This is a genomic window from Rhizobium giardinii bv. giardinii H152 (assembly GCF_000379605.1).
Lineage (GTDB): Bacteria > Pseudomonadota > Alphaproteobacteria > Rhizobiales > Rhizobiaceae > Pararhizobium > Pararhizobium giardinii.
Genome location: NZ_KB902699.1, coordinates 1 through 11,020, shown reverse-complemented (window position 1 = coordinate 11,020; position 11,020 = coordinate 1). Strand labels below are relative to the sequence as shown.

At 58.4% G+C, this 11,020-nt stretch carries 11 protein-coding genes and 7 pseudogenes; 13 read left to right on the top strand and 5 right to left on the bottom strand.

Going from position 1 to position 11,020, the window contains the following annotated elements; translation table 11 throughout:
* Positions 1-609: sensor histidine kinase (locus A3AY_RS0124635; RefSeq protein ID WP_018328347.1), on the top strand; the 609-nt coding region annotated here is incomplete at its 5' end.
* Positions 610-624: 15 nt separating this feature from the next.
* Here A3AY_RS0124635 and A3AY_RS36055 read toward each other — a convergent pair.
* Together A3AY_RS36055 and A3AY_RS0124625 are read right to left on the bottom strand one after the other, a co-directional pair.
* Positions 625-1,011: a response regulator gene (locus A3AY_RS36055; protein ID WP_018328346.1), complete on the bottom strand. Its 387-nt coding sequence runs from the start codon at positions 1,009-1,011 to the stop codon at positions 625-627.
* Positions 1,012-1,035: 24 nt separating this feature from the next.
* The gene (locus A3AY_RS0124625; RefSeq protein ID WP_018328345.1) at positions 1,036-2,034 is read right to left on the bottom strand and encodes an HWE histidine kinase domain-containing protein; all 999 of its coding nucleotides are present in this window, start codon (positions 2,032-2,034) and stop codon (positions 1,036-1,038) included.
* 381 nt (positions 2,035-2,415) lie between these two features.
* On the opposite strand from A3AY_RS0124625, the gene A3AY_RS36050 reads away from it, so the two are divergent.
* From A3AY_RS36050 to A3AY_RS39400, 3 genes and pseudogenes are all read left to right on the top strand, one after another.
* Positions 2,416-2,865: a Crp/Fnr family transcriptional regulator gene (locus A3AY_RS36050; RefSeq protein WP_018328344.1), complete on the top strand. Its 450-nt coding sequence runs from the start codon at positions 2,416-2,418 to the stop codon at positions 2,863-2,865.
* Between the two features lie 523 nt (positions 2,866-3,388).
* Positions 3,389-3,814, top strand: coding sequence for a response regulator (locus tag A3AY_RS41245; RefSeq protein WP_018328343.1), 426 nt, complete (start codon positions 3,389-3,391; stop codon positions 3,812-3,814).
* A gap of 772 nt (positions 3,815-4,586) precedes the next feature.
* Positions 4,587-4,700: pseudogene (locus A3AY_RS39400) on the top strand (DUF72 domain-containing protein); the annotation flags it as partial.
* A 205-nt stretch (positions 4,701-4,905) separates the two neighbouring features.
* Here the strand turns inward: A3AY_RS39400 and A3AY_RS36045 are convergent.
* On the bottom strand, positions 4,906-5,115 hold the full coding sequence (locus A3AY_RS36045; RefSeq protein WP_018328341.1) for a hypothetical protein: 210 nt from the start codon (positions 5,113-5,115) through the stop codon (positions 4,906-4,908).
* A 240-nt stretch (positions 5,116-5,355) separates the two neighbouring features.
* Between A3AY_RS36045 and A3AY_RS36040 the strand changes: the two are divergent.
* The 5 genes and pseudogenes from A3AY_RS36040 to A3AY_RS39395 all read left to right on the top strand — a co-directional run bounded on the left by A3AY_RS36040 (position 5,356) and on the right by A3AY_RS39395 (position 7,392).
* Positions 5,356-6,302: pseudogene (locus tag A3AY_RS36040) on the top strand (tyrosine-type recombinase/integrase).
* 206 nt (positions 6,303-6,508) lie between these two features.
* On the top strand, positions 6,509-6,652 hold the full coding sequence (locus A3AY_RS41240; protein WP_018328340.1) for a hypothetical protein: 144 nt from the start codon (positions 6,509-6,511) through the stop codon (positions 6,650-6,652).
* Positions 6,649-6,813, top strand: coding sequence for a type II toxin-antitoxin system RelE/ParE family toxin (locus A3AY_RS41235; RefSeq protein WP_338053510.1), 165 nt, complete (start codon positions 6,649-6,651; stop codon positions 6,811-6,813). The genes A3AY_RS41240 and A3AY_RS41235 overlap by 4 nt, the downstream gene beginning before the upstream one ends.
* Positions 6,806-7,099 carry an addiction module antidote protein gene (locus tag A3AY_RS0124590; RefSeq protein WP_018328339.1) on the top strand — a complete coding sequence of 98 codons (294 nt, stop codon included), beginning with the start codon at positions 6,806-6,808 and terminating at the stop codon, positions 7,097-7,099. Before A3AY_RS41235 ends, A3AY_RS0124590 begins: the two co-directional genes overlap by 8 nt.
* Before the next feature lie 110 nt (positions 7,100-7,209).
* Positions 7,210-7,392 (top strand): hypothetical protein, encoded by a 183-nt coding sequence (locus tag A3AY_RS39395; RefSeq protein WP_154663332.1) that lies wholly within the window; start codon positions 7,210-7,212, stop codon positions 7,390-7,392.
* 631 nt (positions 7,393-8,023) lie between these two features.
* On the opposite strand, the pseudogene repC reads toward A3AY_RS39395, so the two are convergent.
* Positions 8,024-8,376 (bottom strand): annotated as a pseudogene (gene repC / locus A3AY_RS38225) (plasmid replication protein RepC); the annotation flags it as partial.
* Positions 8,377-8,407: 31 nt separating this feature from the next.
* A pseudogene (locus A3AY_RS36030) lies at positions 8,408-8,961 on the bottom strand (AAA family ATPase); the annotation flags it as partial.
* Between A3AY_RS36030 and A3AY_RS40750 the strand changes: the two are divergent.
* From A3AY_RS40750 to A3AY_RS41585, 4 genes and pseudogenes are all read left to right on the top strand, one after another.
* A pseudogene (locus A3AY_RS40750) lies at positions 8,925-9,050 on the top strand (LysR family transcriptional regulator); the annotation flags it as partial. The pseudogenes A3AY_RS36030 and A3AY_RS40750 sit on opposite strands and share 37 nt — an antisense overlap.
* Positions 9,051-9,335: 285 nt before the next feature.
* A pseudogene (locus A3AY_RS36025) lies at positions 9,336-9,918 on the top strand (hypothetical protein).
* A gap of 328 nt (positions 9,919-10,246) precedes the next feature.
* Positions 10,247-10,450 carry a cold-shock protein gene (locus A3AY_RS0124560; RefSeq protein WP_018328334.1) on the top strand — a complete coding sequence of 68 codons (204 nt, stop codon included), beginning with the start codon at positions 10,247-10,249 and terminating at the stop codon, positions 10,448-10,450.
* A 453-nt stretch (positions 10,451-10,903) separates the two neighbouring features.
* Positions 10,904-11,020 (top strand): annotated as a pseudogene (locus A3AY_RS41585) (HWE histidine kinase domain-containing protein); the annotation flags it as partial.

Sequence of the window (11,020 nt, the reverse complement as noted above, 5' to 3'; positions counted from 1 at the left end):
AACGAATTGAGCCACCGCGTCAAAAACACGCTTGCCGTCGTCCAATCGCTCGCCCGGCAAACGCTGCGTACCACACGCTCGAGCGAGGATTTCGTCACGCGCTTCGAGGGGCGGCTCGCTGCCCTTGCGAACGCGCACAAATTGCTGGTCGAATCGGATTGGAGCGGCGCCGAGCTTGGTGCCTTGACGCGTGCCCAACTTGAAGCCTATGTGGGCAACGATCGGCATCGGCTGAAGGTCGAGGGCGCGCGGGTAACTTTGCCGCCGGATATCGCCACGCCCTTCGGACTGATGCTTCACGAGCTGGCTACCAATGCCGCGAAATACGGGGCTTTCTCAACGGTAAGCGGTCAGGTCGAGCTGAGCTGGGAGGTCGGGAACAATGGCCGGCAGGTGACCGTTGTATGGCAGGAGCGTGGTGGTCCGCCCGTCGGGCGGCCCGAGGCGCAAGGCTTCGGCGGTGTCCTGATCGAAAAAAGCCTGCCCTCGGCGAAGGTCCGTCGCGAGTTCCACCCGGATGGCGTCGTTTGCACGATCGTCATCGAGCTTCCCAAGGGTATGCAAAATGGCGTGGAGCAAGGACGACAATCATCCCCTTTTGGGAACTAGAATTTTAAATACCTGTCATGGATCTAACGGGAGCGATGTCCCATTCATACGGTATATCGCCTGCTCCAGGGCTGCAAGCAGGAGGCGCTGGTCGGTGGGCTTGCCGACATTCGGCGCGCCTGCGAGGATCTCTCCGCCGACGTGCTCCGGTTTGTCGTAGGCGCTTGCGACGACGAACGGAATATCTTCCGCCCGCAGTGCCTCGGCCACCAGTGACACTGTCCCATCCCTGAGGGTTACGTCGAGAATTGCCACGGCCGGCAATTCCTCGTCCATCAGTGCAAGCGCCTCCTCCACGCTCGCCGCCGGCCCGAGCACCCACCAACCATGTCGCTCAAGCAGCAGCTTGAGATCCATCGCGATCAGGAACTCGTCTTCCACGACAAGCACGGTCTTGCGCATGCGATCCTCAATGGCATGAGAATGTCATGAGACCGATGCCAACGGGGCGACGATCTCAACCATCAAACCAGCCGGGGCATAGTTTAGTTCCACCCGCCCGCCCAATTCGCGCTTCGCAGCAAATTCGATGAGCTGTGTGCCGAACCCCGATGAGGCCGGCGCTGCCACTGGCGGACCGCCGCTCTCCTGCCAAACCAGCCGTAGGCGCGGAGCGCTCGCTTCCTCGATCTCCCAGCGGAGGCGGACCTGTCCCGTTGCGACCGAAAGGGCGCCGTATTTAATGGCATTGGTCGCCAGTTCATGCAGGATGAGGCTCAATGACATAATTTGCCCTGACGCGAGCGGGACGGTCGGCCCCGGCTCGACGATGACCCCGGCGGGACTTCCGGAATAGGGTGCTACCGTTCGCTCGACCACCTGCTGCAGGTCAGCCGCACCGTTGTGCGAGAACGCCACATCGTGGGCCTGTACCAGCGCATTGAACCGGCCGAGGAACGCGTCGCGGTACTCCTCACCGGAGCGGCCCGCGGCCGTGGTCTGGCGCGCCATCGCTTGGACCAGAGCGAGCAGGTTCCTCATACGATGCCTGAGTTCGCCCAAGAGCACATCTTTCTCTGCCTCGTGCTCGCGGCGCTTGGTGGCATCGACGATCGAGAGCAGCAAACTGCGGCTGATATTGTCGGGATGGAACAGCCGGTGGGCGCTGACGAGCATCGTCCTTCGGCCAAGGCCCGGAAAGTCATGCTCCACCTCGTAGTCCACCACCGCCTTGCTCTTCGGGATCACGTCTTCAAGTAGAAGGCGCAGCTCAGGGATATCCCACTGGCGATCACCCAGTTCGTAGAGGTGCTGGCCGATAGTCTCGTCGCGGTCAACCTTGAAGGTTGAAAAAAAGGACCGGCTGGCTGTTTGCACGCACAGATTCTGATCTAGCACAAGCAGCGGCTCGGGGACGGTGTCGATGATGCCCTGCGCCTGAACGTGGCCGTTTCGCATCAAACGGTAGAGGTCTTCGAGGTTCATCATTCCTCCCGTACGCTCAACTGTCCCGGATAATAATACACGCGGTTCATGCCCACGCAAAAGCACCGCAGCTCGTAGGCCAGCATATAGCGCAACAATTTGGATGAGCAAGCCTAGAGATTTTGTCGATCGAGCCGGTCGTCGCCCCTAAATTATCGGGTAGTTTTCCAGGGCCCGACAATCCACGACAACCGTCGCAAATTGATTCTTTCGAGCTGAACGATATCGCTGCGGAACGATTCCAGTCTGAGCTAATTTTTTGCGGATAGTGCGTCCAATCCAGGCACCGAGTGATCTCCCTGACACCCTGCGCGAGAGCGGCATGATGAAGCCAGCCGACAAGCCGAGGAGGACAGTGGCACATGCCAATGGGAGCCCCCGATGTCCATAATCACCCAACCCCAAGTAAAAAACAGGCTGCTGAAGGCGCTTCCGCCCACGGCGTTGATGGTGCTCAGCCGGAAAATGGAGAAGGTCAACTTGCCCGTCGGAACGGTCCTGGTGGAAGCCAATCAATGGACGCCGCACGTCTGCTTCATCGAAAGCGGCCTCGGCTCGGTTGTGGCGGAGTCTGGCGACGGCGAAACGGTGGAAGTCGGCCATGTCGGCCGCGAGGGCCTGACTGGCCACCACCTGCTGCTGATGGCGGAGACCAGCCTGCACCGGACGTTCATGCAGACGGCTGGCGACTGCATCAAGGTGCCTGTCCATTCTCTGCGCGCGGTGTCCGAGAAGGATCCGCGACATGCTGATATGCCATCGCATACCAGCAGCAGCGGGAGGTCGCCAGGCTCCTTTCATACTTCGGTGTTTCCGCCTCGGATAGACTGACCACTGCGGTTGACGCGTCGGCGGACACTGAAACGGCTTTGCGTCTTTAGATCCCTCGCGAAAGGGACGTGAAACCGCGGGCGATGCCCTCGGCCCAGCGATAAACGTCAGGCCGAAATGCAAGGTCACTGTAAACGACTTCTTTCTCGCCGGGTTGCGCTGTAACGCGTCGACGAAACGATCCAGCATTACGGAAATTATCATGGCCAGCGGTAGCTTGACCGCGCAGATAGGCGTACCCCTCGAAGCTCAGCCGCCGATTCGATAACGGCACGGGGAGGAACTAACACGGCGGTCCAGAGGTAGGCGCGCCGGTTCGCCGACGCCTTACTCCGCATGGAGTTCACGCGTTAAGCGCTGCCATCCGTTCACCGAGAAGCCAAAGCCCCTTGTTCGGGAACAACGGCCGGCAGATGACCGTTATGTGGAAGGAGCGTGGTGGTCCGCCCGTGGGGCGGCCCGAGGCGCAAGGCTTCGGCGGGGTCGTGCACGATCGTCATGGAGCTTCTGAAGGGTATACAAAATGATGTGGAGCAAGGACGACAATCATCCCCTCTTGGGGACTAGAATTTTAATCGCCGAGGATGAAATTTTAATCGCGCTTGACATGGAGGCGGCGTTTCTTGATGCGGGGGCCGATGTTGTTGGTCCGTGCGCAACAGTGTCTGCCGCCATGGATGCCGCTGGCCACGAAGAACTGTCCCTTGCCGTTCTGGATATTCGTCTCGGTCCGGAGACCACCGAGAGAGTCGGTGACCTGCTCAGGGAACGAGGCCTCCCGTTCCTGTTCTACTCCGGACAGGCCATGCCCGATGAGATGAAAAGGAAGTATAATGCTGAGGTTATCGTCTCGAAACCCGCGACGCACCAGGATTTGATACGTGCGGCCGCAAGCGCCCTCAACTGCTCGCTTGGCAAAGATAAGTTCGACGCGGGCAAAAGAGGTTAACTTGGATGTCGTAGCCGGATGGTTGACCGATTCGTCAGCCGCCGGGCTGAATGAAATGCAGGTGAAGATGGTCTTCACAGCCCTGATCGGCGTCAGCGAAACCGGACCGACAAGATTTTTGTCGCGGTCGAGCACCGCCAAGCGCCCGAACCTAAATTTGCGACCGCCGTTGCGCCCTCAGGACCGCGGCGCGACTACTTGGCGTGAGCAACGAGCAGAAATCCTTCGCGCTATACCTCTGCGGTCACCGCATTTTCCGAAACCGGCACATGGTTTAATCCAACGACCAGCGAGAGGAGTTGACGGAGATAGGAGTTGAGTCCTCGACGCGCAGTTTCTGCAGTACCGCCTGCGCGACCGCGCATTGGAAGGCCATCTGGGGCCGCAAATCAGGCCGTTCGAGAGCCTGGATGCCGCTCTGGGCTCCAAGGCTCGATCCGGTTAGCCCTTGCAGTCGGCGCAATAGCGACTCGACGAGCACCAAAGAACGTCCGTAACGGCGCTTTATGCTGCTGGCGATGTGGTGTCGACCCAGATCGGTTGGGCTGTTGGGCAAGCCGGGGTTGCTGCCACGGCCCTTAGAAATGACCTTTGCAAACGAGCCCTTCTACTGCGTTGATCAGCGGTGGGCCACGAACGGTTCTTGGACAATACGCTACCGGATTCGCCAGCGATCCGCAGTCTGAGAGAAGCTCTATAAGTCATGACTTGGATCATGCGTCACTGCGGGGTGCTCGAAGAAGCTGCGGCCGAGCTGGCCTTGAACCGGAAGCTTTTCTGTTCTTGCAGTGGCACGCGCTTGCCCGATGAACTGGTGCGCACCGCAGGCGATGTTTACGTGCGCTTTCACGGCATCAAACAATGGTATCGCCGCGATTACCGAGATGGTTCTGAATAAAAATGCTAAGTTGTTACCCGACAGTGAGGATGTTGGATCGCTTCTACTCGGATCCGTGATGGAAGCTCGACCATCTTGGTATCGAGACCCTACCACGACACAATCCGCGGTCACAAGACGTTTGACTTTGGTCATCGCGCCTTCACCGCAGCGGAGCAGTCCGTTTTCAATCCACAAGCCCGCGGATCGTCGCCTAGTGAAGACGGCGCAGTAGATGGTCGAGCTCCCTTTCCTTCCGCACGCCGAATCGCACGAGATCCACAAGGTCTCTCGCGGCTGTCTTGGCCTTTGGGCTTGTCAAGTCGAGGCCCTTCTTGGCACACCAGCGGCCCAAAACGCTTTCGAGCAAGGCCAGATCTTCCAAAGTGACTACTTTTGTTTCAAACGCAAAGTGATGTGACATGCTGATCCTCCGGCGATATGTCAACACAACCGAACAGCCTGAACCCGCCCGGCGCGTTCGTGTATCTGAGAAGCCAAACCGGCAATCGGGAGAAATGTTCCCACCAAAGTGGTGGTTGCCGCACGACCACGGGAGATACCCGCAACGTCGCCGCCGAACGTGAACTCGACTTCATGGAAATCGACGTGATCTCAGACGTGGGGTGCGTAAGGGCGAAATCAGCGTCCTCAGCCGGCGCACCTGGAACAGCTCGCCGATCGCGCCCGCGGCTATGTCGAGGCCGCCAGTTCCACCAATACCGCCGCGCCTACGCTTCCGACTGGAAGCATTTCGCCGCCTGGTGCCGGCGCCAGAACGTGTCCCCGGATCCGAAGGTCGTCGGCCTCTACATCACCGCCTACGCCTCAGGAGCCGCCGAACGGGGCATGAAGGCCAATTCCGTGTCCACCATCGAGGCCGCCTCGCCGCCATCGGCTGGAACTGTGCTCAGCGTGGCATGCCGCTGGACCGCAAGGACCGCGCCATCGCCACGGTGATGGCCGGCATTCGCAACAAGCACGCCACCCCGCCCCGGCAGAAGGAAGCCATCCTGCCCGAAGACCTGATCGCCATGCTAGAGACCCTCGATCGCGGGACGCTACGCGGTCTTCTCGACCGCGCCATGCTGCTGCTCGGCTTTGCTGGTGGGCTTCGGCGCTCCGAAATCGTCGGGCTCGATATCGGCCGCGATCAAACGGACGATGCTTCGGTTTGGTTCGAGGTGCTCAACAAGGGCATGCTGGTGACCCTGCGCGGCAAAACAGGCTGGCGCGAAGTCGAGATCGGCCGCGGCTCTTCCGACGCTACCTGTCCGGTCACGGCCGTCGAAACCTGGACCAAGTTTGCCAAAATCGCCAAAGGTCCCCTTTTTCGCCGCGTCACCGGCCAGGGAAAGAATGTCGGGCCGGATCGCCTTAACGACCAGGAGGTGGCGCGTCTCGTTAAGAAAACCGCGCTGGCCGCCGGCATACGCGGCGATCTTCCCGAGATCGAACGGGTACTGAAGTTATCGGGTCACTCGTTGCGCGCCGGTCTTGCCTCATCGGCGGAGGTCGATGCTCGGCCATGCCAGCGCCGAAATGACCCGCAAATACCAGCGCCGTCGCGATCGGTTCCACGTCAACCTCATCAAGGCGAGCGGGCTCTGAGATGGCCCCTCCCCTGCCCCGCCTTAGAACATCCCAGCCTCTTGGACTGGCGCCTCAAAACTCGCGGGAAGCCGATCATTTCAACGGAAAACTGATCGAACCTAGATCGACGCTTACCAGTTCCCCGCAGCGGCTGAGTGATCAGCCGCGATCGGTGTCCGCCCTCTTGGTATTGACGTATTGTAATTTATAAGTTACAATTTTTCATGAGCAAGCTCAAGCAGTCCGCTACCTTTCGCAAATGGCACACCAAGCTCAAAGACGCCAAGGCCAAGGCGATGATCGCGATCCGACTTCAGCGCTTGGTTGCCGGACATGCGGGCGACATGTCTCCGGTTGGCGAGGGATAAGCGAACTGCGGATCCACTATGGCCCCGGCTACCGGGTCTACTTTCAGCAACGGGGCGATGTGCTTATCCTGCTGTTGTGTGCGGGCGATAAGAGTACTCAAGATAGGGATATTCGGGCGGCCAAGCAAATCGCCGCTCAATGGAGTGATGACAATGACTGAGAAGTTCTTTGATTTTGACCCGGGCGAAATGCTCGAATCAGATGTGGCGATAGAGACATTTCTAGCGGAGGCGATGAGGACAGGTGACGCCAAGTTCATCGCCACGGCCATTGGAACCGTTGCCCGTGCGAAAGGCATGAGCAAGATTTCCCGTGATACAGGGTTGGCTCGCGAGCATCTCTATAAGGCGCTGAGCGAGAACGGCAATCCGACGCTGGAAACGACCCTTGCTGTCCTGAAGGCGATGGGCTTCCACTTGGCTCCCGTGCACGAAGCGGCGGCCTGATAGCGGTCGCAGCGGTGTGCGACTTTGGGATGCTGACCGGCTTCCCGTAGCAGCGATCGTCGCCAGGCCCAGCCACGGCTCCCGCCTTCGATGTCCGAATTTTCATGCTCATGGCTTCAATCGAGATCCGCCGCAGCCGTGAAACCATCGCTTACGGCAGTCGCCGGTTCGGTTACTCGAACATGAGTGCGGTGGCAGCGGCGAAAAACAAGGATCCAAGCAAGATTACTGCGCCTATGGTCATGCTCTGTATCAAGTTCATGCGTCTCGTGCGCTTCCCGTCCCAGTCGTAAGTCATCGCCGCGCCTCATGAAGGGGTCACTTTGCCGGAAACATCAGGTTGGCCCGGAATAAACAACACAAAATTGCGGCGGTCAAGCGAAGCGCCGTTCAGGTAGTTTCCATTGTTGGATGTTCCTCACCACGACTTAGGTTTCAGCATTAGCAAGCTTTTCCTGAGTTGCTGCCATGAGCTAAGTCATGAAAAGCAGAAAGATCACGATTAGTGGTCTAGCCGGCAAACCTCTCCATATTGAAGCCAGAAGGCACGGGCGCCAGGTCCAGGCGATCTGTCTTTACCAGCATCGCACCCTCGTGGCGGGAGGTGGCGAATATGATCGCGAAGCCGACGGCCATCGCAAATCCGCATGTAAGAGAGAATGTCTTCCACGGCATCAAAAGGACTCCCCGCTAACTGACGCTGAACATGCAATTCGAGAAAAGTTCCTAACCTCGGCTGCCAGTTTCCAACCAACCGTTGGCCGGCCAATCTTCCAACAGTTGAAGTCTGCTTCAATTCTTGGTTTCAGAATATTCCCAAATTTCACGGGTTTGGCCGTCTCGAGCTACAGTGATCTCGCAATCCTCTGGCGAGCTGGCACATCGTCAATTTTTCCGGTGCGGACTCGACAGTGGTCGCCACTACTACCCTGCCCGCCGCGCTGATGTGCCATTGGCCCGCGTCAGCGCCATGAGCATCGGACCGATCGAAAATTCGCCCCGTTCGGCGCGGCGGGTCAAATCTCGCAAATATCCACCGGCGGAGTTGATGTGCCCTCCCCTTTCGAGAATGCACGCAACAATCGTCGCCGCGTTCTCGGGACCAAGGATCCCGCAAGCTTCCTCGTAGGCGCTTGGACTGACACCGAGCATTGACCGACCACCACCGCGGCGGTCATCAGATCGCGCCAGGAGGAAACCGAGCCGCCTGGACCATAGTCGCCGATTTGCGGGCAAGCCTGCAGCACCATTCCTAATGGAAAGCTGTTGGGCGGCTCGCGATGCTGCTGCCGCTCTTGCTCCGCCATCGGAGTCCATGAGGATGAAATCATAATCATCCGCCACCTGTTCTAAAGCCTGCGACACGCGGAGGAGAAAGCTTGTACCGCCCGCGCGTCTCATTTCAAGGGCAACCGCGGTTTCGAACTCAGTCAATTCCAGGCCTGCGCAGATGCAATGTGCGTTTTGTGAATGATACTGGCCGTCTCAACCGGAGCCTCGAAGCGGATTGCCGAGTAGAGCGTGTCTCCTGCCCTATAGTCGAAATCTGGCAGGTTACCATGCAGCGCTGTCAAGGATGCCTGCGGGTCTAGGTCGACTGCGAGTACATGATAGCCGCGTAGCGCCTAGTAGTGTCCGAGATGGATCGTTGTGGAGGTTTTGCTCGAACCGCCTTTGAAATTGGTAACGGCTATAATTTGGCACCGCTCGCCGTCCACGCGGCGCGGATTCATCCATTTCTTGCGTCCGTTTGCCGCCAGTGCGATCCGAAGCTCCAGCACTTGCTCGAGCGTATACATGCGCCGGCCATTCAGCATTTCGGGGACTGGCCCCTGCTCTTTCTGAGCAACCTGACGAATGTACAGGCGCCGTCAGTCATCAGCTTCGCCTGCTCCAGGAGCAGCTAGGGGTCACTTTGTTCGAGAAAAAAGGTCGTCGATTGGCCTTCACACCGAAGGGGCAACATTTTCAGAAATGTATGGCTCGTGCTCTCTTGGGTATTGGAGATGGTGTGAGGGATATCAGGGCAGACAAACTCGAAGAGACCAAAGAAACGACCTTGCGGGTGTCTCTGCCGCCCACCCTGTCTGCAACTTGGCTTAGCCCGCGCGTTTTCCAGTTCCTCGCTGACCACCGGCATATTCGATTGCGCGTCGATGCGAAGAGCTATTTCGAGGAAGTCGATTGGAAAGGCCCATTTACTCCCACATGGCAAAATCCCAATGACGATGCGGAGTTGATCAAGGAGTGGTCCGTGTCGGCCGCAGCTACGCTCGGATCCTCCGTGCGTGCCAGGGGAATATTGCTAGAAATTCGCGCCAGGCTTCCTGCGGCGGTGAGAAAGTCGCTCCACATCGAAGCGGGTGTTCTGACATTGGCGATGGCTGAAACGGCTAAGGGTGCCGTCGATTATTTCCGACGCGCTTGAAGGCATCGAAAGCCTGCCTGTCATCCCCCGTGAAATCCAGGATATCCTGACGATCTCGACCACTGAGAGGCATCGGTGGCTCAACGACGGTCGCTTGCCCAGCGCCGGAACCCGTACGGTAAAGCTTCGAGGGCGCGCGAGGAAGATTACCTTCCACGTCTTCGATCCACGTGTCGTCGAGGACATCCTGGACAGGGACTTGGTGACAGTCTGGCGCGAGGAAGATGCCGAAGGTGCTGCCGAGAACAGGCGTCGGGCAGCGGTGAAAGCGAAGCTCACGCGTTCACTACGCAGCAGCAAGAAACCTTCAACAGAAGGAAGCTCCGATGATGCCTGGCGTCCGAAGTTAAGCGGCTGGGAAGAGTTTCGGCGCGACGGGCTACTGCGCTAAGGTCTCTGCCTCCGGATAGCTCCGAAAATAGCTCCTGCCCCATTTGCTTCTTCTCGCCCTCTGCTTCCGCACGCAATCCCTCGACCCCTTAATGATACCGCGACAACACCGAAGTGCCGCAGGCTAAAATGAAACAAACACGGACACGGTGCTGGCGGCAAGGTCGCAGCGAGAGGAAAACCGGGTCAAGGGCGGAATTCAACACTCTGCCGCCACCGCAGCCCGCGCGGCGTTGGGGATCGCCCAACGGCAATGGAGAGTTGTAGAAACTGTTTTCACACGATAGGTTTGATCAGGGCAAACAACTGCCACACGCAAAGGATCGGGTATGGCCACTGGGATAGTTAAATTTTTCAATGGAGACAAGGGATTTGGCTTTATCACCCCGGAGAATGGGGGAACGGACGTTTTCGTGCATGTGTCTGCCCTGCAAGCGGGTAGTTCCCTGAGCGAGGGTCAAAGAGTGAGCTATGAGATAGGGCAAGACCGTAAGACTGGAAAATCCAGGGCCGAAAACGTCCGAGTGCTTTGATTGAGTCGTAGCGCCCGCTTACCCGTCACGTGGTTTGCTGGACTTGAGGGTTTTTAATTGGCGTTACCAAGCCGCGACGGGTCGAGTACAAAGATGCGAGCGAGCTCGCAAGTTCCGTTCGATGCATTATGCGATCTTCGAAGCACAGATTAGGAACGCAGATCGCTTCGCTTCCGAAGGACTCATGTCGGTAGGTCGGTGACGCCTTTCCGGCGGAGATCGTACGCCTGCGTTTCCTCCTTCGCTTGATATTTATTATGGCCGCTTCACGAGGTACATCAAAGTCTGTTTTCCTGGCGGAACAAATAGTCAGGCTGCCAGTTAATTCTTCTGTCTAGCGGCTCTCGCTCGGCGCGGCGCCTTTTCTCCCCCGCTAAGGTGCCAAACATGAAAGCCAGCGATTGGCGGATCGCTGGCTTTTCATCCGCTTCTGGCAACCCCTAAATGTCCTATATCACCGATCGCAAGCGTTGGAAGCAGCGCCGGCAATTGCTGGTGAACGAATTGAGCCACCGCGTCAAAAACACGCTTGCCGTCGTCCAATCGCTCGCCCGGCAAACGCTGCGTACC